General features: G+C 34.3%; 18 protein-coding genes, 1 pseudogene and 1 riboswitch. Of the genes and pseudogenes, 7 read left to right on the plus strand and 12 right to left on the minus strand.

Translation table 11 applies throughout. From position 1 onward, the window contains the following. Positions 1–8: 8 nt before the first annotated feature. The 6 genes from ACHRV3_RS05335 (at position 9) to ACHRV3_RS05360 (ending at position 8,585) form a co-directional block, all read left to right on the plus strand. A complete protein-coding gene (locus ACHRV3_RS05335) occupies positions 9–548 on the plus strand; it encodes a DUF3347 domain-containing protein (protein ID WP_291286688.1) in 540 nt (179 codons plus the stop codon). Between the two features lie 180 nt (positions 549–728). Then, positions 729–3,254 (plus strand): heavy metal translocating P-type ATPase, encoded by a 2,526-nt coding sequence (locus tag ACHRV3_RS05340; RefSeq protein WP_291286687.1) that lies wholly within the window; start codon positions 729–731, stop codon positions 3,252–3,254. A gap of 26 nt (positions 3,255–3,280) precedes the next feature. Then, entirely contained in the window at positions 3,281–4,525 is a 1,245-nt protein-coding gene (locus ACHRV3_RS05345; RefSeq protein WP_291286686.1) for a hypothetical protein, read from the plus strand. A 10-nt stretch (positions 4,526–4,535) separates the two neighbouring features. Then, positions 4,536–5,408, plus strand: coding sequence for a DUF2911 domain-containing protein (locus tag ACHRV3_RS05350; protein WP_291286685.1), 873 nt, complete (start codon positions 4,536–4,538; stop codon positions 5,406–5,408). A gap of 419 nt (positions 5,409–5,827) precedes the next feature. After that, a complete protein-coding gene (locus ACHRV3_RS05355) occupies positions 5,828–6,052 on the plus strand; it encodes a DUF305 domain-containing protein (protein WP_291286684.1) in 225 nt (74 codons plus the stop codon). Positions 6,053–6,077: 25 nt separating this feature from the next. Further along, positions 6,078–8,585 (plus strand): multicopper oxidase domain-containing protein, encoded by a 2,508-nt coding sequence (locus ACHRV3_RS05360; RefSeq protein ID WP_291286683.1) that lies wholly within the window; start codon positions 6,078–6,080, stop codon positions 8,583–8,585. Positions 8,586–9,027: 442 nt separating this feature from the next. Here the strand turns inward: ACHRV3_RS05360 and istB are convergent, their stop codons facing one another. Further along, entirely contained in the window at positions 9,028–9,765 is a 738-nt protein-coding gene (gene istB, locus ACHRV3_RS05365) for an IS21-like element helper ATPase IstB (protein ID WP_291286682.1), read from the minus strand. Positions 9,766–9,777: 12 nt separating this feature from the next. Next, positions 9,778–11,325 (minus strand): IS21 family transposase, encoded by a 1,548-nt coding sequence (istA, locus tag ACHRV3_RS05370; protein ID WP_291286681.1) that lies wholly within the window; start codon positions 11,323–11,325, stop codon positions 9,778–9,780. Positions 11,326–11,479: 154 nt separating this feature from the next. Between istA and ACHRV3_RS05375 the strand changes: the two genes are divergently transcribed. After that, positions 11,480–12,121 (plus strand): HAMP domain-containing sensor histidine kinase, encoded by a 642-nt coding sequence (locus ACHRV3_RS05375; RefSeq protein ID WP_291286680.1) that lies wholly within the window; start codon positions 11,480–11,482, stop codon positions 12,119–12,121. Here ACHRV3_RS05375 and ACHRV3_RS05380 read toward each other — a convergent pair. The 10 genes and pseudogenes from ACHRV3_RS05380 to ACHRV3_RS05425 all read right to left on the minus strand — a co-directional run bounded on the left by ACHRV3_RS05380 (position 12,112) and on the right by ACHRV3_RS05425 (position 21,609). Beyond that, positions 12,112–12,453 carry a hypothetical protein gene (locus ACHRV3_RS05380; RefSeq protein ID WP_291286679.1) on the minus strand — a complete coding sequence of 114 codons (342 nt, stop codon included), beginning with the start codon at positions 12,451–12,453 and terminating at the stop codon, positions 12,112–12,114. The genes ACHRV3_RS05375 and ACHRV3_RS05380 overlap by 10 nt on opposite strands. A gap of 40 nt (positions 12,454–12,493) precedes the next feature. Then, positions 12,494–12,565: riboswitch (Fluoride riboswitch) on the minus strand. Positions 12,566–12,923: 358 nt separating this feature from the next. After that, positions 12,924–15,017, minus strand: a complete 2,094-nt coding sequence (locus ACHRV3_RS05385; RefSeq protein WP_291286678.1) for a heavy metal translocating P-type ATPase — start codon at positions 15,015–15,017, stop codon at positions 12,924–12,926. Positions 15,018–15,037: 20 nt separating this feature from the next. Continuing rightward, positions 15,038–15,715, minus strand: a complete 678-nt coding sequence (locus ACHRV3_RS05390) for a DUF1345 domain-containing protein (RefSeq protein WP_291286677.1) — start codon at positions 15,713–15,715, stop codon at positions 15,038–15,040. A gap of 259 nt (positions 15,716–15,974) precedes the next feature. Further along, a complete protein-coding gene (locus tag ACHRV3_RS05395) occupies positions 15,975–16,874 on the minus strand; it encodes a bestrophin family protein (RefSeq protein WP_291286676.1) in 900 nt (299 codons plus the stop codon). 90 nt (positions 16,875–16,964) lie between these two features. Further along, positions 16,965–17,432, minus strand: coding sequence for an MgtC/SapB family protein (locus tag ACHRV3_RS05400; protein ID WP_291286675.1), 468 nt, complete (start codon positions 17,430–17,432; stop codon positions 16,965–16,967). A gap of 198 nt (positions 17,433–17,630) precedes the next feature. Then, positions 17,631–18,263 (minus strand): phosphatase PAP2 family protein, encoded by a 633-nt coding sequence (locus tag ACHRV3_RS05405; protein ID WP_291286674.1) that lies wholly within the window; start codon positions 18,261–18,263, stop codon positions 17,631–17,633. 261 nt (positions 18,264–18,524) lie between these two features. After that, a complete protein-coding gene (locus ACHRV3_RS05410) occupies positions 18,525–19,241 on the minus strand; it encodes a hypothetical protein (protein ID WP_291286673.1) in 717 nt (238 codons plus the stop codon). Positions 19,242–19,384: 143 nt separating this feature from the next. Continuing rightward, positions 19,385–19,717, minus strand: a pseudogene (locus ACHRV3_RS05415) (YnfA family protein). Beyond that, on the minus strand, positions 19,714–20,241 hold the full coding sequence (locus ACHRV3_RS05420; protein ID WP_366046704.1) for a class I SAM-dependent methyltransferase: 528 nt from the start codon (positions 20,239–20,241) through the stop codon (positions 19,714–19,716). Before ACHRV3_RS05420 ends, ACHRV3_RS05415 begins: the two are co-directional and overlap by 4 nt. A 99-nt stretch (positions 20,242–20,340) precedes the next feature. Further along, positions 20,341–21,609 (minus strand): efflux RND transporter periplasmic adaptor subunit, encoded by a 1,269-nt coding sequence (locus tag ACHRV3_RS05425; protein ID WP_291286672.1) that lies wholly within the window; start codon positions 21,607–21,609, stop codon positions 20,341–20,343. Positions 21,610–21,614 lie beyond the last annotated feature (5 nt).

The following is a 21,614-nucleotide window of genomic DNA, read 5'->3' on the forward strand; positions in this document are numbered from 1 at the left end:
CACAGACAATGAAAAAATTAATCAAAACAGGAATTCCAATATCAGTAATTTTCTTACTTATTGCCTGCGGTAATAATGAAAACAAAAAGAAAGAGATTCCGCAGAAAAATAAAACTTCTATCGTAATTCCAAAGGAATCCGTAGTGAAGATAAATGACGATATTTTAAACGCAATATACAGCCAGTATGCCCATTTAACAGTTGCCCTTACCCAAGATAATGTCGCAGAAGCAAAACTGGCGGCCAATGCGATTGAGGCCGGAGCACGAGAAATCAGCAACAACAGCAATCTTGCAGCAAGCGCAGCAGCAATCGTTTCAGCTCCAAATATCGAAAAGCAGCGAGCTGCTTATTCTAATCTAAGTAATGAAATGGTGGGCTTGCTAAAAAAAGCAGGAATGGCTCAGGCTGAGCTATACGTGGAATATTGTCCAATGGCTTTCGACAATAAAGGAGCTGTATGGATTAGTTCTACCAAAGAAGTGCGTAACCCTTACTTTGGAGAAAAAATGCTCAAGTGTGGTGAGGTGAAAGAAACAATTAAATAATCAGAATCTAAGATTGAAGACTGTTTGCAATTATTTTTTAGTGTTAAACAATCGGTTGAAACAGCTGATGAAAAACTAGCCATTTGAAGTAAGTTTAAAATACAGATTGGCTTCAAAAAAAAATCAGTAACTTTCTATATATTAAACAAATAACACATCAAATCCTTAAAAAATAACTTTATGACACATACCTATACAATATCGGGAATGACTTGCGATGGATGTCGTACGAAAGTAGAAAAAACACTAAATGCTGTGGAGGGAATAAAGGCAAATGTCACCTTAGATCCTCCATTGGCAACCATTACAATGGAAAAACATATTGCGACCGAAGAACTCCAAGAGGCATTAGCTGCGGTTGGAAAGTACACCATTGAAATGACACACACAACTCATTTGCAAGAAAAAACAGCTGAGAAACCATGCTGTAGTACTGCTAACGATCGTGATCATAAAAAGTTAGCTGCGCCTCATAATGATGCGGGTGGAAAATACTATTGCCCGATGCATTGTGAAGGCGATAAAATGTATGATAAACCGGGAGATTGTCCTGTATGCGGAATGCATTTGGTACAAGAACCAGCCGCTGTTCAGGTTCAGCAATACACATGCTCTATGCATCCGGAAATTATAACCAATGCGCCAGGATCATGTCCTATTTGCGGGATGGATCTAGTACCAATGGAACCAAGCGAAAGCGAAGAACAAAGGATTTATAAGGGTTTGGTTAAGAAAATGAAAATAGCGGTTGTATTTACAGTTCCTGTTTTCGCCATTGCCATGATAGAAATGGCACACAACAATCCTTTACTCGGGCTAATGGATGCGGCTAAATGGAATTGGGTACAGCTTATTTTATCACTTCCTGTTGTCTTTTATGCCTGCTGGGTATTTTTTGTACGAGCATGGAAATCAATAATCACATGGAATTTAAATATGTTTACCCTTATCGGAATTGGTACAGGAGTGGCATTTTTATTTAGTTTAGTTGGAATGTTTTTTCCAGACATTTTTCCAAGTGAATTTAAGACCCAGCACGGAACAGTACTATTGTACTTCGAGGCCACAACTGTTATTCTGACTTTGGTTTTATTAGGACAATTGCTTGAAGCCAGAGCGCACAGTCAAACCAGTGGTGCTATAAAAGAATTATTAAAATTGGCTCCTACCGAAGCTACTTTGGTAATTGATGGCGGTGATAAAGTAATCTCAATCCATGATATAAAAAAAGGTAATTTATTACGGGTAAAACCCGGAGATAAAATTCCTGTGGATGGGAAAATAACCGATGGTGAAAGTACAATAGACGAATCGATGATTACTGGTGAACCAATTCCTGTAGATAAAAAAATAGGCGATATGGTGTCTTCAGGAACTATAAACGGAAACAAATCATTTATAATGATTGCCGAAAAAGTTGGTTCGGAAACCTTGCTTTCGCAAATTATACAGATGGTTAATAATGCAAGTCGTTCCAGAGCACCAATTCAGAAATTAGCCGATAGTATTGCTAAATATTTTGTACCAATTGTTGTTGTAATTTCCATTCTTACCTTTTTCATTTGGGCAAAATTTGGTCCCGAACCGGCATTGGTCTATGGTTTTATAAATGCCATTGCGGTACTAATTATTGCCTGTCCTTGTGCTTTAGGACTGGCAACCCCTATGTCTGTAATGGTAGGAGTTGGAAAAGGCGCTCAATCGGGAATTCTGATAAAAAATGCCGAAGCTTTAGAAAAAATGGATAAGGTAAATGTTCTGATTACTGATAAAACAGGAACAATTACAGAAGGGAAACCTTCGGTGGAAAAAATTGTTGCATTACAATATTCAGAAGATGAACTGCTGCAATACATTGCATCTTTAAATCAGTATAGCGAACACCCTTTGGCACAAGCCGTGGTGAAATTTGCAAAAGCTAAAAATGTCTCTTTAACGAAAGTCGATGATTTTGAAAATATTGCAGGAAAAGGAGTTATTGGAACTGCTATTGATAAAAAGATCGCATTAGGGAATAAAAAATTAATGGAGCAAGTAGGCGCATCTATTTCTGCCACAATTGAAGAGAAAATTATTGCCGAACAAAAACTAGGAAAAACAGTTTCTTATATCGCTGTAGATAAGAACGTAGTGGGATTTGTAACGATAACCGATGCTATAAAAGAAACCAGTGCTGCTGCTATAAAAGAATTAATGCGTCAAGGAGTTGAAGTGATCATGCTGACGGGAGATAATGCAAATACTGCCAAAGCTGTTGCCGAAGATTTGCATTTAACCTCTTTCCAAGCAGGTTGTTTACCAGAAGACAAATTAAAAGTAATAGAAAAATTACAAGCTGAAGGAAAAGTTGTTGCTATGGCAGGAGATGGTATAAACGATGCGCCAGCTTTGGCACAATCGGACATTGGCATTGCGATGGGAACAGGAACAGATGTTGCGATAGAAAGTGCCAAGATTACTTTGGTAAAAGGAGATTTGCAAGGAATTGTAAAAGCAAAAAATTTGAGCCACGCTGTAATGCGCAACATCAAGCAAAACCTATTCTTTGCTTTTATTTATAATGTCTTAGGCGTACCAGTTGCTGCGGGAGTTTTATATCCGTTTTTCGGAATATTACTTTCTCCTATGATTGCTGCCCTGGCAATGAGTTTTAGCTCGGTATCTGTTATTGTCAATGCATTGCGATTGAGAAGCTTAAAACTCTAAAGAATAATAATTTATTATAAAAACAAATGACCAATCTAGGACAAATTATTCTGCAGTATAAAAACGATAACGAAAGTGTCTATAATACCTGGTTTATAGATAACAACCAACGGTTAAAGGCATTTCGGACTATAAGACGAGGTGTTTTACAAGTCATTGAGGATATTAAAAAGAAAACCTTTCCTAATGATTTTAAAGAAAGCAGCTTAGAATTTGTTCTGAGTTGCATTGCTGAACAAAAACAAGTCTTTGCAGGGGTTTCCCATCCGTTTTATTGGAAACCCAAATTGCGCATTCCCGATATCTATGAAAATCAAAACAATAAATTGGCTTTCGGTCAATTCCTTGAAAATTGTATCAATGCCAAGTCTGAAGAACAGGTTGTAAAAGAAATCATAAAACTCGATGAATTAAAAATTAAAGGATTAGGACCTGCGGTTGCCAGTATTTTATATTTTATACACCCAACCTGGTTCCCGCCATTCAACACTGCTATTCTCAATGGTTTTAATTTTCTTTTTAAAGACAAAAAAAAATTGGGAAGTTGGACAGAATACCTTAAAATAAGAGAAACTTTGATGGAAACTAACACTTTGCATAAATCTCAGCTGTCAAATGATTTGGGTGCCATTGCAGGATTGTGTTTTGAAATTGGAACTCAGAAAATGCTAATCGGTAACGATGAGTATTTAAGCGAGGCAGAACGTTCAAGATTCGAAAAAAACGTACACAAGCGTCAAAAAGAAATACTCGAAGAAAAACTGGAGGAAAATCTGCATAGTGAGATGCAATACCATCTGCTAAAAATAGGTATTTCTCTCGGTTTCGATGTTACCCCGGCAAGCAATGATAAAACCAAATCATTTAATGGACAAAATTTCTCATTTATTTCACTGGTAAAATTCCCTGAGTTGCCTACCGACAAGGACACTCAAAATACCATTAAGCTTATTGATGTGCTCTGGTTTGAAAAAGGCACAAACAAAATTATAGGTGCCTTTGAAGTAGAAAAGAGCACTAGTATCTACTCCGGCATACTGCGCTTGTCTGACCTGTACTTTAGTATTTCAAGCGGACAGGAAGTTTTTTATATTATTATTCCCAATAACAGAGAAAAGGATGTAGTGCTTCAGCTAAATAGGCCCGTTATAAAAAACTCGAAAATGAATATAAAATATATCCTGTTTTCTGAATTAAGAGCTAATTGTGATGCTATCTGTAAATTTGGAACCGACCATTCGGTAATGGAAAAAATATCAAAATCAATTTAAAATTAAAACTATGAAAAAAATAATTGTATTAAGCTTCATTATTATACAATCGTTATCAATTTGGGCACAGGAAAAAGTTCAAATTAAGCTTACTTCTGCAAGCCCTTCAGCATCATTTCAACAAGAAATTGGAAGCTCAACAATAAAAATGGCCTATAGCAGACCCTTAGTAAGAGGACGAAAAATATTTGGGGAACTGGTGCCATTTGGCAAACTCTGGCGCACAGGTGCGAGCGACTGTACGACTATAACTACCAATGAAGATATTGCCTTTGGAAATAATATTTTAAAAACAGGCACTTATTCTATATTCTCAATCCCATCAGAAAATGAGTGGACTATCATTATAAATACTGATACTGCTTTACATGGAGAAACTGGCTATGATGAGAAAAAAGACGTTATGCGTTTTACAGTTCCCTCAGAAAAGGCACCTAACTTCTATGAAACATTTACCATAGAGCTAAATGACATTAATAGCAAAGGAGAAGGTTTCCTGAAAATAACTTGGGAAAATACCATGGTTAAAATCCCAATCAAAAGTAAAGCTGACCAAGAAATATTAGCCTTAATAGACAAATATATCGTTAAAGAGAAAAGTCAAAATGCTACTTTATTGTTTCAGGCGGCAAATTATTATTCTAGTACCGGCAGAGCAAATAACCAAGCAATATCCTGGTTAGTGGATGCTGAAAAGTTGGAGCCTGAAAATTTTTATTATCCGGCTTTAAGACAAAAAATATCGATAGAGCTCAAGGACTATCCAGGAGCCATTGGAGCTGCAAAAAAAGCACTAGCGATTGCAGAACAGAAAAAAATGAAAAATGTAGAGAAATTGAAAAACCAGATTGCAGAGTTGGAGTTATTACTTAAAAATAAATAACGATAATAATTTATAACAATATCATATTAAAATGCAAAAGCATAAATAATAACCCCGTACAATTTTAAGCAGCTATCGTGTTGTATGTATTAGACTTGCTTTGCTCAGGGAGATCGATGAATTTAAGTAACTTTTAAATAAAAAAATCATGAAAACGGAACACCCGACACTGCATCATTCAAAAGAGTCAAACTCCAAAATGTACAAAAAATTAGCCCTTATGATAGTATTATCATTTTTTTCTATGTATATACTAATGTATTCGATGGTTGATGTTTTTGCTAATGTAATTCCCAATGTAAACCAGTTTTACATGGTAGCAATAATGACTATCCCAATGCTCATAATTGAGATTATTGTTATGGGCAGCATGTATATGAATAAAAAGAAGAACATAGTCTTACTTATTGCAGGCGGGGTTGCCACAATCATTTTTTTTACCTGCATCAGGCTTACAAGCTGCTGTTGGAGATAAACGGTTCTTAAAATCAATGATACCTCATCATGCTGCAGCAATTCTCATGGCTCAAGAGGCTTCTCTTCGAGATCCTGAAATAAAACAACTGGCTCAGGACATTATTAAAGCACAGCAGGCGGAAATTGTACAAATGAAAGCCAAGTTGAATGAAATGAAAAAAAAATAGAACGATATTCTCTAAAAAAAGCAAAATGAAAAATATACTGACAATACTCGTAGTTATGATGCTCCCATCCCTAATTCAGGCTCAGGATATGAAAGGAATGGTGATGGATAAAAAACAATCCAAAGAAGAGTCAAGACCCACAACCTACACCTGTCCGATGCATCCTGAAATTCACGAATCCAAACCGGGAAATTGTCCAAAGTGTGGGATGAAACTAGTTCCGGAAAAAACAATATCATCTCACAGAGACAAGCCAGAACAGGTTTCTAAAAATCAAATGGACCAAGAGCACACATCAGCACAGGACAGCAGCAATGGTACGAACACTCAAAAAAAAGTTGCAGAGAATAAATCGCAACCCCGTGTAGTCCGATATGATCTCTATATAAGAGATACAATTGTAAATTTCACAGGAAAACCCAAAAGGGCTATTGCTGTTAATGGGCAAATACCCATGCCTACCCTTACTTTTACAGAAGGTGATACTGCTGAAATTTACGTCCACAATGAGCTTGATGAAGACACTTCTCTTCATTGGCATGGCTTATTCTTGCCTAACCAATACGATGGCGTGCCAAATCTAACTCAAATGCCAATTAAACCTCATACCACCCATTTATATACTTTCCCTATTATTCAAAATGGTACGCACTGGTATCATAGTCATACGGAACTACAAGAACAAATAGGCATGTACGGCTCTTTTATTATGAATAAAAAAACGGATGATCCAACTTTCCGCAAAGGAATAGACGATTTGCCATCTGTTCCAATAGTACTGAGTGAATGGACAGATATGAAACCTGAAAATGTACACCGACTACTGCACAATGCATCAGACTGGTTTGCTATTAAAAAGGGAACCACACAAAGTTATGCAGAAGCCGTAAGACAAGGGTATTTTAAAGACAAAATTAAAAATGAATGGAAGCGCATGAATGCCATGGACGTTAGTGATGTTTATTATGATAAATTTTTAATCAATGGGAAAAATGAAAATCAGCTTTCTCAATTTAAAGCAGGTGATAAAGTCCGATTACGCGTTTCCAATGGAGGTGCATCAACCTACTTTTGGTTAACCTATGCCGGCGGAAAAATTACCGTTGTGGCCAATGATGGAAATGATGTAGAACCCGTTGAGGTCGATCGGTTAATTATTGCTGTTTCTGAAACCTATGACATAATTGTAACGGTTCCATCTGATAAAACTGCTTATGAATTTTTGGCAACACCGGAAGACCGTACAAAATCTACCTCCCTGTATATTGGCAGTGGTGTTAAGCAATTAACGTCGCCTTTGCCAAAGCTTAAATATTTTGAAGGAATGAAGATGATGAACGGTATGATGAAAATGAATGGAGATCTGGATGATATGGGAATGAGTATGAGCCTCAATAAAATGGATATGAATGTAGTAATGTACCCCGAAATCACTGGTGAAACCAAGCCTAAAACCACTACAAAAATAGATGGTATGAAAATGGATGCTGAGCAATACAATGCCAATGCACTTTCAGATATTACAACCCTGAATTATGCAATGCTAAAATCGCCAAAAAAAACAACACTCCCTGAGAATGCCCCTGTTAAAGAACTAAAATTTGAACTTACAGGGAACATGAATCGATATGTATGGAGTCTGGACAATAAGGTGGTTTCTGAATCCGATAAAATATTAATTAAAAAAGGCGAAAATGTACGCATCGTTTTACATAATAATTCTATGATGCGCCATCCCATGCACTTACATGGACATGACTTCAGAGTCCTTAATGGCCAAGGAGAATATGCACCGTTAAAAAATGTGATTGATATAATGCCAATGGAAACAGATACGCTGGAATTTAATGCTAACGTAGATGGGGACTGGTTTTTTCACTGCCATATTTTATATCATATGATGAGCGGAATGGGAAGGGTTTTTACTTACGAAAATCAACCCGCCAACCCTGAAATACCAAACCCAAAATTAGCACAACGAAAACTTTTTGCAGACGACAGGAAATTTCATTTTATGGCAGAGAATGATTTTGCAACCAATGGAAATGATGGTGAAGCAATGTATCAAAGCACGCGTTGGAATATTGGAACAGAATGGAGATTAGGATACAATGACATGCATGGTTATGAAACTGAAACACATATTGGACGCTATATTGGAAAAATGCAATGGTTAATGCCTTTTATTGGATTTGACTGGAGATATCGAAGAATGGGAGAAGATGTACAGGAAAGAAATCTCTTCGGACAAAACAATACAAAAGATAAACGTGCAGTAGTAAGTCTGGGTGTTAACTACACCCTTCCTATGTTAATAGTTGCGCAAGCTGAAGTTTTTACTGATGGTAAAGTCAGATTACAGTTTGAACGTAAGGACATCCCTGTTTCTAAAAGACTTAGAATGAATTTAATGTGGAATACTGACAAGGAATATATGGCAGGACTACGCTATATAGTTACCAGATGGGGTTCCCTATCCTCGCATTATGATAGTGATATGGGCTTTGGTGCAGGTTTTATTTTAAATTATTAAACTTTTCAACTAAAAAAAATAGCAAACAACTTTACTTGACCAGCCTTAAAAGGGCTGGTCTCTTTTTATAACTAAATACATTTTTTAACTGCAAGTATATTGTCATAAAAATATTTTCAAATACAATAGAACGTTACTTCTCTTAGAACTCTTTAAGACCAGATATTGTCCTATAGACAGGCCGACCGAGAGCTGTATACAGAGTTTTGTCCCATGGCTCCAAATGATAGGGCGCATCATGGATCAGTTCCACCAAAAAAGTTCATAATCCTTATTTAGGCTGTAAAAACCAGTGATATTGACCACCTATTTTCAATTTAAAGTGACCACCAAGTTTCAGTTTAAATTGACCACCTAATTTCGGTGCAAAGTGAGCACCTCTATTTATTTCAAAAAACTACTTTTTTCATTTGTTAATTTATATTCAAATATAGATAAATAACTATCCCTTATTTATGCTTTTTTTCTTCCTCATAGATTCTCCGTGCAATTCAACCCTGTGCGATTGATGTATTAACCGGTCTAAGATCGCATCTGCTATGGTTTTCTCCCCAATGATATCATACCATCCCTGAACTGGTATTTGTGATGTTACTATGATAGAACCGTTATTATGCCTGTCTTCAATGATCTCTAAGAGTGTAATTCTGTTATGATTGTCGAGCGCTTGCAGTCCAAAATCATCAAGTATTATAACATCCTGTCTTTGTATTTTAGCAAGTTCTCTTAAGTAAGTGCCGTCTGCTTTTGCCATTTTTAACTTTGCAAACAGTTTTGAAGTATTAAAATAACTTACTTTATATCCTTCTATACAGGCCTGATAACCCAGAGCTGTTCCTAAAAAACTTTTGCCTACACCAGTACTTCCGGTTATTAAGACATTTTCGTTCTTTTCAACAAAACTGCACTCTGCAAGACGAAGTATAAGGTTTCTGTCAATATTGCGTGACTCATCAAAATTAATACTCTCAATATTGGATTTGTAGTGGAAACGTGCATTTGCAATACTTCGTTCAATGCGTCTGTTATGTCTTTCATCCCATTCGGCATCTATCATCATTGATATAAACTGATCGAGTGTGTAATGATCAGTTTTACCACTTTCAAGGGCTGTTTTAAATGCATTATGCATTCCATGAAGCTTCATTTGCTTCATTTTTGTTACAGTAGATTCATTCATTGTATATTGATTTTAGTTAAAATAATGTTTTCCTCTAATGTTATTGTGCTCAGGAAGATCCTGCTCTTTTTCCTGTTCAAATGGTATTTTATCCAGACTGTTCTCTAAGATGTTGTTTATAGTTTTAAAATTGTAAATTTTAAAGTCCAGTGCGCGTTTACAGGCATTTATTAATCTTTCTTTGCCTACCTTTTTTTCAAAAGATAATATTCCTAAACAGCTTTTATATGCCTGTTCAGGATGGCTTCTGCTATCGAATATATGCATAATATATTCTCCTACTGCCGGATCAATGCTGTTGGCCCATTCAATAAATCTAAAGGCACTCCATTCTGATACAAATTGATGTGTACTTGCAAGATGTTCAGGATTTGTAGTATAGATATAGGGTTTAGGATTTCTGCTGTGAGTAGCTATACGATTGTATTTGAAGTAAATTTCAACTGTTGATTTTGTGTACAACAGCTTTACTTTTTTCTTTAAATATTGATAAGGTACACTATAGTAGTTTTTGTCCTGGCTTAATTGGACGTGTCCGTTTTGCATAACTGTTGCCATTGAATGATATTTAATTTCAAAGCGTTCCTGAGGGAGTGGCTGTAATTCATGCTTCTCGTCTTCAATAAATAGCTCAAAACGGGAGTATGGACGCCCTGTAAGTTTTCTGTTATTATGATCATCAAGTAAGTACCATATAGTTTGATTTAACTCTTCTATGCTAAAGAATTCTATGTCCTTTAAATTTGCATAAATTCTTCTATAGAGTATTTTAACTGCTCCTTCAACCAGAGACTTATCCCTTGGCCTATAGGCTCTAGCAGGCAGAATAGTGGTTTCATATTGTTCTGCTAAATCTGCAAGAGTTTCGTTAATGGTGGGTTCAAAGCGACTGCTTTTGATTACGGCAGATTTTAAATTGTCTGGCACAATTGCAGCAGGAGTACCTTCAAAAAAGCGTATCGCATTTTCTACTGAAGCAACAAAATCTTCTTTTTGCTGGCTCATAGAAGCTTCAGCATAAGTATATTGACTTGCACCAAGAATAGCTACAAAAAACTGTACTTCCTTGACTTCAGATGTTGATTTGTCAATAATTGAGAGTGTCTTTCCGGCATAATCCACATACATTTTATCTCCAGCTTTGTGAATCATATGCATCACAGGATTGACTTTATTACTCCATTTGAAGTAATGGAATCTAAATTGAGAGATTCTAAATCCATCCGGATTTAAAGAGAGATAACGCTCCCACATGCCATACATGGTTACGCCTGTTTTCTTTAATTCCCGTTCCATTTGTGGAAAGAACTCATAGACCTTTTGCATCCTTGGAGTGGTAATCTCTTCTGTGCTTTGAGAAAAAAGAGTATCTAATTCTGCATCTGTTTTTTGATTAATCGATTCAAGACTTAATCCAAGTACTTCAAATAAAGAGATGTATTTCTTTACGGTATTTCTGGAAAGAGATAAATACTTGCTAATAAACAATTTGCTCTTACCGCCACAATGTAATTTAATTACTTTTCTAATTTTATTCATGTTTATTGTATTATTTGCCATAGTCTGTAGTTTTATTACAGATCCATGGTTAAACAACATGAAAAAGAAGTAGTTTTTTGGTGGTCACTTTGCACCGAAAATAGGTGGTCAGTTTAAATTGAAATTAGGTGATCAGTTTGCTCCGAATCGGGTGATCATTTTAAACTGAAAATCTATGGTCAATTTGACCGTTTTTTCCAAATTTGTTGAGAATGCTGCACATGAGCCCCAGACACCTCTTGCTTTGTTTCAAAACAAAATCGATGTTTTATTTCAGATGGAACTCAATAAGGAACAGACACAGGTCTTGGGATCGTTAAGCAGGGATGTGGCCAAGTTAAACCGATTGAACAAGAACCTGCTGCTGCTTTCCAAAATTGAACACGAAATTTATCTGGAAAAAAATATAATTTCGATTAACGATCATATTGAAAAACACCTTGAATTTTTTACCGAACAGGCAGATCTTAAAAATATAGCAATAAATCTGCAGACTTCCGAAAAACTACAGATCAGCGGAAATCCAATCCTTACTGAAATTTTAATTAACAACCTTGTACATAACGCTATAAGACATAATCGAAGTAACGGCACCATAATCATAAGAATAATAAAAAATGAACTGCTTGTCTTAAATACAGGTGATGATAAGCCGTTTCCTATTGAAAAACTATTTAATCGCTTCTTTAACAGTGGATCCCCTTCCAAGGGCAATGGACTTGGGCTCTCCATCATAAAAAAGATTTCTGAGCTTAGCGGCTGGAAAGTCAATTACTCCTTTTACAATGATTTTCATTCTTTCATCATTCATTTCTGACGATCAGTTTCATATCCCAGACGGCAGAAACATATATCTGGACTGAGATTGTAAAATTCTTCCAGCAGCTGGTTGTTCCCTTTTACTACACTGGTGCCCAAATAATGATAAGTAAATCCGATAATAAGACCTCCTAAAGGAAGCAGCGCCATAATCCAGAGATGATTTTCACGATAATTGGTAACGAAATCTAAACTGACAAGAAAAAAAGCAGAGGCAGATCCTACGCATATACTAATTACAGCAGCAAAGAAAATCCATTTGAAAAGAAAAAAAAGATAAGGAATTTGTTGTATTGAAATAATACGGCGGGAGAAATTTTGTTGGGTCATATTCTCTTGAATAAAATGAATACATATCTAGTGGCATAAGCAATTACTAGACGTCATCAGCTCCAATAATATTGGTGGGCGGTTCAAGGCAGACATCATTGCCGTATTGTGCTGTGAAAATAATCTTTTATTTTGATTTAAGGCAATTATCGATTTTAAATTAATAACTTTTTTTACAGAAAGAAAACAACAACATTAAAATAACTTTACCCGATCATAGGCAGAAAAATCAATAGAAATAAAGGGACTGAAGATTTGCCGAATCATCAATAAAAATCTATACTACCAAACCTACTGAACTTGTCAAACTCCATGAGTACTGTTTTGGCAGGTATCTTCTTTTTCTTTTTTGGACAGCATTTCTGCCTTTCTTGAATGTTTTTCTGATTTATTGCCCAGCGGATAAAATAAAACAATCCGTGCCATAAGTAAATGACACGGATTGTTTTGAAAATAGATTTCCTGATGTTCTAGAATTTCATCCTCTGAATCCTTACTGCGTTAAGTATTGCCAATAGTGCCACACCTACATCTGCAAATACGGCTTCCCACATGGTAGCCAGCCCGCCGGCACCCAGAATTAAAACGACCGCTTTTACGGCAAATGCCAGACCAATATTCTGATAGACAATCTGTTTGGTCTTTTTACCGATGTTTATAGCTGTGTATATTTTAATAGGCTGGTCGTTTTGAATTACAATATCAGCCGTTTCAATAGTAGCATCACTGCCTAAACCGCCCATTGCAATTCCGGCATCTGCTAAAGCCACAACAGGTGCATCATTTACACCATCGCCGACAAAAGCAATTTTTAAATTTTGAGATTTAAGTTCCTCTACTTTTTCGACCTTATTTTCAGGCAGCAAATCGCCATAAGCCTGATCTATATTTAATTCTTTGGCAACAGCTTCTACAACTACTTGTTTATCGCCCGACAGCATTACTGTTTTTACATTTATGCTGTGCAGACTTTGAATTGCTTGTTTTGCATCTTCCTTGATTTCGTCTGCAATTAGAAAATAGCCGGCATATTTTTGATTGATGGCAACAACAATAATTGTAAACGGTGTATTATCAATTTCGGCATCATAGCTGATATTGAATTTTTTCATCAATTTTACATTTCCTGCCAGGATTTCGTTTCCATCCACTTTTCCTTTTAGTCCGTGTCCTGCAATTTCTTCCACATCGGTGACATTCACATTTTTTTCAGCACCTTTAGCATATTCTATAATTGCTGTTCCAACAGGGTGTGTTGATTTGGTTTCGAGTGCTGATGTGTATTTAATTAAATCAGCTTCGGGAACACCAACGGCTATTACTTTTTGAACTTTGAAAACACCTTTGGTCAGCGTTCCTGTTTTATCCATTACTACTGCTTGAATAGCTGCCATTATGTCGAGAAAACTAGATCCTTTAAATAATATTCCGTTTTTACTTGCTGCGCCAATTCCTCCAAAATATCCTAATGGAATTGAAATTACTAACGCACAAGGACAAGAAATAACCAAGAAAACTAATGCTCTGTACAACCAGTCTCTAAATACATAATTATCAATAAAAAGCATTGGAAGCAAACAAATTCCAATTGCTAAAAACACAACAATAGGCGTGTAAATTTTAGCGAATTTTCTAATAAACAATTCTGTTGGTGCTTTTTTAGCTGTTGCGTCCTGCACCATTTCAAGAATTTTGGATAATTTACTATCGTTGTAGGCTGTAGTGACTTCAATTTGAACAACAGTATTTAGATTAATCATTCCTGCAAGAATTGTTTCTCCTTTTTGTTTCGTGTCAGGTTTACTTTCTCCTGTTAAAGCAGCTGTATTCAAAGAAGCCGTGTCTGAAAGTAATTTTCCATCAAGAGCTACTTTTTCTCCCGGGCGCAATTGGATAATTTCTCCAATAGTTATTTCGGACGCTTTTTTAGAAATACTATTTGCCCCTTCAATTACCGTAGCGGTATCTGGTCTTTGATCCAATAATAATTTAATGTTCATTTTTGCTCTTTGTACTGCCAGTGTCTGAAATACTTCGCCAACTGCATAAAATAACATTACTGCCACCCCTTCCGGATATTCTGCAATAATGAATGCGCCAATAGTTGCAATGGACATTAACAAAAACTCTGAAAAAATATCGCCCTTACGAATGCTTTCAAAAGCTTCTTTAATTACAGGGAAACCTACCGGTGCATAGGCAACTAAATACCAAACAACACGCACCCAGCCTGTAAACCAAGTTTGTGGAAAATAGTTATCAAAACCAATAGCAATAAGCAACAATGCAAAACTTATTACAGCTGGTAAAAACATTTGAAACGCCGTTTGGTCACCACTAGAGTGGTCGTGACCGTCATCATCTGAATGTTTGTCATGGTTGTGACCATCGTTATTGCTGTGTGCGGCTTTTACTGGTTTTTCATCAGCACAGCAACTGTCTTTTTTAGTTTTGACTTTGATATTTTTATCTGCCAGATGATTTATTTTTTCTTCTTGCGTACAGCAAATTTGTCTGCCTTTTGCATCATATTTGTGTATATGATTTGAGTCTGTATTTTTCATAATTTTATTTTTTTAATTTGTTATTTTAAATTAGAAATTGCACTTATAGTGAGTGCCACTATAATTGTGTTAAATAGAAATGATATTAGGCTATGCATTAAAGCAAATCTTCTAATAGTTTTTGAAGTTATAATAACGTCAGATACCTGAAAGGTCATACCAATTACAAAAGAAAAGTAAGCAAAATCTAGATAATCAGGTTTTGTCTTACCCGGAAATTTGATTCCTCCAATGCTAGAACCTGTGTTGAGTTCGTTATGATCGTGGTATAAATGGGCATAACGAATTGTGAAAGTGGTATGCAAAAGTAACCAAGAAAATACTACTGGTGATAAGGATATAATAGAATGAAATAGTTTGTTTTCGGTTATATTACTAGTCTGATTAATAAGTGACAAAGTTCCAAAAAGACTTAATACAATAGCAATAATTACAATACTAAAAATAGTTTTGAGGTTTTCGTCTTGTTTAGCAACAATGTGACATAATTCATTTTCATTAGTTGAGAAAAAAAGTATCCAACAAAAAAACAAACTAGTCATACAAAAAGTATCCCAACTCAATATAATTTTACTTTGGTTGTCAATTTTAAAAGTGAATAATATAAAATATACAATTAATGCAAATAGTATAGAAATAATTAATCTAGTAACTCCAGAAATTTTTTCAATCCAGTGATATTTTATTTTATTTTCCATTTTAAATTAAATTATCTTTCCTGTTAAAAGGAATATTTAAAAGTGAACAAAGGCAACTATTGTAAAATACTCTAAAATCTACTAATCAAAATCCTTAAAAAATATTCATTTTTGATTTTTTTGAAAATTATTTTTGAGCTACTTAACTAAATTTGTAATCATAAAAGCGTACTTTAAAAGTTTAAATAGAAATGCTAAATGTTTTAGTTTTTTAACTGTTTTTCAAATCCTATTTTTTGATTATTTGTTTGCTATAAATTTAATTTTTATAATATTTTTCGAATCGCATATTTTCTTTTTGATAATTTACTTCTCCTATAATTTGATTGATATTATTTTCTATGGTATTACAAATTGTTGTCATAGGAATATCAGTAGGTATATTTTCAAATGGATCTTGCATTATTATAGCTGTTTTTTCAAATGCGATAAACATTAAAGGAATTAAAGAGGTTAACAAAATTTCAGTAATAATATCTATTTCACTTAAACCAAAAGGTAATAAGGTCACAAATAAGTAAATTAGACAATGAATTAAATAGCTATAATTTTTTGGGAAAACTGTATTTTTTATTCTTTCGCACTTACCCATAGCATCCGTTAATCTAGCTATCGTTGTATCTATTTGTACTTGTTGATTTGAATTTAGTGTATATTTTTCTGTGATAAAATGCAAGTTTTCAGAATGCTTTTGTATTAAAAGCAGTGGGATATTATCTGCTTGTAAATTATGTGCCGTTAAATATTGCTGCACTTTACTAGAAGTTTTTTGTACTCTCAAAGATTCTGAAAGTGTGTAGCACCATATTATTTGTCTCTCTGCAAATATTTTAATTTCAGATTTTCGTTCTTCACTATTAGGATTAGGTATAAAGAGCATTATTTGCCTAATCAAGGTTCTGGAATCATTAACAATTTCGCCCCATACTTTTCTGGCTTCCCACCATCTATCATACGATTGAGCAATTCTGAATGCCAATAATAATGATATCATTGTGGCTATAACCGTTGAAATAGTAATTGGGATATTTATTAAAACCCCAACAGGGCTGTGATCAAATAAACTTGCAATTATTGCATAGGATATGATCAACACAATTTGCCATTTGAGCCCTTTTAGAAAAAAAAGAATGGCTTTATAGTTGTTTTTTATCAGCATAAGTAGGTTAATTATATGGAAAATAAAATCTTTATAGATTTGTTAAATTCATTCCCAAGTTGATGTTGTGTTTTTTTAAGGCCTTATTTATCAGTTGTTCTCGTGCTCTTCTCCATGTTTTTTAATCATTTTTTCTTTCCATTTAATGTACCATTTCAAATGGTGTAATGAAAGTAAAAAGTACAATGCTACAGAACCAATTATTGCTATAATAAACATATTTAGCCCTATAGCAACTCCAACAGCTGAAGTACACCATACTGTTGCTGCAGTTGTTAAGCCATGCGATGTTCCTGCACTAGAATTACGATAAATAATTCCTGCACCAAGAAAACCAACACCCGTTACAATATTTGCAATTACTCTTGAAGTGTCCACTGGATTATTTACCAAATGTGCAGTTATTGATGTAAATAATGTTGCGCCAATACAAACTGCTGCATAGGTTCTTATTCCTGCATCATGACCGTGCTTTTCTCTGTCTAAACCAATAAAAGCCCCTAACAAAAAAGAAGCAATCAATTTAGATACAATAATTAATTCGGCATTTATGTCCATAAATTTATTTCTATTAATTAGTTTAATTTTTAAATGTGTATTGCTTTATTGTCCGTTGTCATGAATTTTATGATTAATTTTTATTTGAGTTTACAAACAAAGCTATTTGCCGTTTAGATCATATTTGTGTTGATGTTTTATTTCAAATAGATTATAATAAAAAATAAACTTAAAGTCTGCTAATAATCTAAATTATAATTATTCCCAGAGCTGTGGGATTTTTTTACTATGTTTTTTATTAATCCATTTATTCAATTTATAGCAAAGATAAGCTGATCCGCTTCCTATGATTGCGCCAGCTAACACGTCACTTGGATAATGAACACCCAATGCCATACGAGAATAGCTAACTGCACTTGCCCAGGCAAACGAAGGAGCAATAATGTACCATTTTGGATACGCCATACTCAAGGATGTGGCAGTTGCAAAAGCTAAAGAAGCGTGCCCTGAAGGAAAGGAAGAACCAGTTGCTGTGGTTGCTTGCTCAATATCAGAGTAAGTTTCAAAAGGTCTGTCTCTATTTACTGTTTTTTTTAAAGCCAATGTAATAAATCTTGAAACGAGCAAAGTTTCCCCAACAAAGATCGCCTTCTTTTTGACTGTACTGTCTTTCATAATCAATCCAACAGAGTACATAATAACAGGAGTCGCAATGCTTACAGGAGTTAGACTATTTGTGACTACTTTTAATGCTTGATCTTGTGATTTGTTTCGGTTTAGATTGATATTTCTTAAAAAATCAATATCTGAATTCTGTGCATTTGCAAAATTCAGCAACAACAATAATATTATTGAAGTGGTTACTTTAAACAGATATACATTGTTTCTCATTGTCTTATTTTTTTGAACAAAAAATTAAAACGCAAATGAACTAATACTAAACAGTACACATTTACTATGTCCTCTTATTAATGGTTGTTATCATCATGGTCTGAATATTTTCCTTTTTTATTATAAGTTAGAACAACAACCACTTTTATTATTTATCTTTTCTTCCTGTGTGCAACAAAGCTGTTTGCCGTTTGCATCGTATTTGTGTTGATGTGTCATAACAGTTATTTTGTTTTATGTTAAAGTGAATCAGTGAAATATTTAGTGTACATATAGAGTTAACGCATATTTATATCTGCTGTTATCAAAGGGTTTACCGTTGTATTCTCCTTTAATACCATCTTTATAATCTACATCTATAATAAACATACCTTTTGAATTTGGGATAGTAAAAAAACCATTTTTATCTGTTTTTACTTCCTCCGATTTACCTTTGTCATTAGTAATTGATATTGATTTATTTGCAAATTCTTTATTATCGAGAACTAATTGGAATTTTTCTTTTTTAACGATAATATCTATTTTTCTTGTTTCAAAATTTGCGAGTTGTGAATTTTTTATATTTCCAACATTATAATTTGCTTTTAAGTTTTCAAAAGGTCTAATAATTCCCAAGCCGTGTTTTGTCCAATCTTGAACTGCTCTTGAATTTTCTTTCATCATTATAGTGTAAATTCCATCGCTAGTTGGAACAAAACTTGCTTTGTAACAATTGCTGTCTCTTTGCAAAATCAAATCTTGTTTTACTCCTTTTGAGTCCAAATAATAGGCAGTAAACGATTCCATATTTTTAAAGAAATGTTCTTTGCTTTCTCTCAATCCCTTTTCAAATTCCCCAAAATATAAATATACCGTGGCTGTATCATTTACTTTGCCATTGCCTTTTACTTCAAGCCAATACGAATGGGCAAAACAATTTTGAGAGAATAAAAAAAGAGTTAGTGCTAATAAAACAGTTGATTTTAATACGTTTTTCATAATTTTTTTTAATAAGTTGTTATACAATTTCCGTGAAGTTTAATTTCCAAGTCCAATTACTAATCCCTCGAAAGCAAATAAGGGAAAAGTCTTATTTCTTACAATTTATCAGTATTTAACGTTAGTTTTATATTCTTATTTTGTTATTTTCTTGGCATAAATAAAATCACCGCTATACCAATGAGTATTATTGCAGTTCCTATCCAATCGTATTTGTCGGGTTTGAAATTATCAATCTTCCATGCCCACAACAGCGCCATAACAATGAAAACACCTCCATATACAACATAATATTTTCCAAAAGAGGTAGTTTACAAAGTCATTACGTATCCATATAAAGCAAGAATTATTGCTCCTGTAACACCATACCAAACGGATTTTTCTTCTTTCAGCCAAAGCCAAACAAGATAACCTCCGCTAATTTCACATAGACCTGCAAGAATAAAATAGGCTGTGATTTTTATAGCAGAAATCATATCGTTTTTTTAAATCCACAAAATTGAAAATTTTGAATGGTATCAAACGGTGTAATATGATTTTCAGTAAAGCATTTTATAACTTCAAAGTTTTCTTTAAAAGTATTTTTCATCGAATTTTCAGAATATTGCTTTATTTCTAATCCGCTACATTTCAAAGGTCCATTTTCAGAAAAAGTGCCTAGTAAGAAATTTCCATTCGGAGCGATTGCATTTTCAACTAAAGCTACATATTTGCTACTACTTATTTCATCGGTCAAGAAATGAAAAACAGCTCTGTCGTGCCAAAAATCAAATTTTATATCGAATTTGAATTCGGTTATGTCTGAAACAATCCAATGCACCAAGTTGGCTTTTTCTCCTAATCTATTTTTAGCTTTTTCTAATGCTACTGCTGAAATATCCAAAACCCAAATGTTTTGATAGCCTTTTTCTAATAATGCATCTACGAAATTACTATCGCCACCGCCAATATCAATGATATTGGCGGTTTTTGATAGGTTTAAACTTTCTAAAAAATCCATTGAGATTTTGGGATACTTTTGTGTCCAACTCACTTCGTTTGTTTTTTTGTTGTGAAAACATTTTCCCAATGTGATTTTTTATTTTCCATAATACAATTACTAATGTTCGTGTTCTCCACCACCTTTCGATGCGGATAGTAAATAGAAAGCACCTTTGGTTACAATTTTTGCATCGGCAGGGATTTCTTCCACAAATTTCACTTCGGTATAACCTAAATCCGTAGTTCCAGGTACAACTTCAATTGCTTTGAAATGAATTTCGTTGTGTCCTTCTTCTTCGCCTGCTGTTTCTTCAGAATGTGCTTCGCCTTCTTTATGCGCATGAGCTTCAGGTTTTTTAGCTGTAGCCTTTTCTTCGTGTTCTTCCTGAATGTAAACAAAATATTTATCGCCATTTTTTACTACAGCATCTTTTGGCAGGGCAGGAACAGTGGCATTTTTAATACTGATATTGGCAGAAACATACATTCCCGAAATTAAATCCTTGGAATCAGCCGGATTAATTTTGGCGTGAACGGCTACGGTTTTACTTTCGTTTGAAAATGATTTATTGATCCCAAATATTTTTCCTTTTATAGATTTATTTCCTTGATTTGTTAAGATGAAGTCTATCGTTTGTCCTACGGCAATAGATCCTAAATCTTTTTCATAGACATTCAAATCCAAGTGCATTTGGCTATTATCAACTACTTCAAAAAGTGTAATTCCTGTTTCGGCAAATGCGCCTTTGGCAATATTAATTTTCCCAATATAACCTGATATCGGCGAAACTATTGGTACCACACTTGATCCTTTAGTACTCATATTCAAAGCCTGTAATTTATCTTTAGATGCTTTAGCTCTTGCTTTTTCAATTGCTAATTTTGCTTTTACTTCCTGTAGCAATTTTCTAGGATTTACATCTTGGTCGCTTAATGTTTTCTGACGATTGTATTCTAATTGCAGGTATTCAATATTGGCAATAGCCGAATTATAATTTTCCTGCATTTCAACTACTTCCAGGTTTTGAATGGTAGCCAATACTTTTCCTTTGTTTACATAAGTACCTTCAAGAACTAAAATATCTTTAACCGTTCCACCAATTAAAGTAGAAACATTTGCCATATTTTGTGGTGGAACTGTAGTGTATCCATTGGCTTTAATCACTAAATTCAAATTTCTATTTTCTACAGAACCTGTTTGAATTCCAACAGTTTTGTATTGTATAGCAGTTAATGCTACTTCATTTTCTGATTTTTCTTCTTCGTGAGCTGCTTCTTCTGTTTTCTTTTCTCCACAAGAAGTAAGAAGTAAGAGGCAAGAAGTAAGTAGTAAGAGTGTGGTTTTAATCTTGATATTTGAAATTGTATTTATCTTTATATTTTTCATTGTAG

It is taken from the genome of Flavobacterium sp. FlaQc-49 (genome assembly GCF_044005985.1).
Lineage (GTDB): Bacteria > Bacteroidota > Bacteroidia > Flavobacteriales > Flavobacteriaceae > Flavobacterium > Flavobacterium cupriresistens.

Excerpts from the sequence above, each read along its gene's own strand:
- ACHRV3_RS05345 (WP_291286686.1), top strand. The coding sequence starts at position 3,281 with ATGACCAATCTAGGACAAATTATTCTGCAGTATAAAAACGATAACGAA.
- istB (WP_291286682.1), bottom strand. The coding sequence starts at position 9,765 with ATGAATGAATCTACTGTAACAAAAATGAAGCAAATGAAGCTTCATGGA.
- ACHRV3_RS05410 (WP_291286673.1), bottom strand. The coding sequence starts at position 19,241 with ATGAAAAACGTATTAAAATCAACTGTTTTATTAGCACTAACTCTTTTT.
- ACHRV3_RS05385 (WP_291286678.1), bottom strand. The coding sequence starts at position 15,017 with ATGAAAAATACAGACTCAAATCATATACACAAATATGATGCAAAAGGC.
- ACHRV3_RS05405 (WP_291286674.1), bottom strand. The coding sequence starts at position 18,263 with ATGAGAAACAATGTATATCTGTTTAAAGTAACCACTTCAATAATATTA.
- ACHRV3_RS05425 (WP_291286672.1), bottom strand. The coding sequence starts at position 21,609 with ATGAAAAATATAAAGATAAATACAATTTCAAATATCAAGATTAAAACC.
- ACHRV3_RS05340 (WP_291286687.1), top strand. The coding sequence starts at position 729 with ATGACACATACCTATACAATATCGGGAATGACTTGCGATGGATGTCGT.
- ACHRV3_RS05380 (WP_291286679.1), bottom strand. The coding sequence starts at position 12,453 with ATGACCCAACAAAATTTCTCCCGCCGTATTATTTCAATACAACAAATT.
- ACHRV3_RS05350 (WP_291286685.1), top strand. The coding sequence starts at position 4,536 with ATGAAAAAAATAATTGTATTAAGCTTCATTATTATACAATCGTTATCA.
- ACHRV3_RS05395 (WP_291286676.1), bottom strand. The coding sequence starts at position 16,874 with ATGCTGATAAAAAACAACTATAAAGCCATTCTTTTTTTTCTAAAAGGG.
- ACHRV3_RS05420 (WP_366046704.1), bottom strand. The coding sequence starts at position 20,241 with ATGGATTTTTTAGAAAGTTTAAACCTATCAAAAACCGCCAATATCATT.
- ACHRV3_RS05400 (WP_291286675.1), bottom strand. The coding sequence starts at position 17,432 with ATGGACATAAATGCCGAATTAATTATTGTATCTAAATTGATTGCTTCT.
- ACHRV3_RS05360 (WP_291286683.1), top strand. The coding sequence starts at position 6,078 with ATGAAAAATATACTGACAATACTCGTAGTTATGATGCTCCCATCCCTA.
- istA (WP_291286681.1), bottom strand. The coding sequence starts at position 11,325 with ATGGCAAATAATACAATAAACATGAATAAAATTAGAAAAGTAATTAAA.
- ACHRV3_RS05390 (WP_291286677.1), bottom strand. The coding sequence starts at position 15,715 with ATGGAAAATAAAATAAAATATCACTGGATTGAAAAAATTTCTGGAGTT.
- ACHRV3_RS05335 (WP_291286688.1), top strand. The coding sequence starts at position 9 with ATGAAAAAATTAATCAAAACAGGAATTCCAATATCAGTAATTTTCTTA.
- ACHRV3_RS05375 (WP_291286680.1), top strand. The coding sequence starts at position 11,480 with ATGGTCAATTTGACCGTTTTTTCCAAATTTGTTGAGAATGCTGCACAT.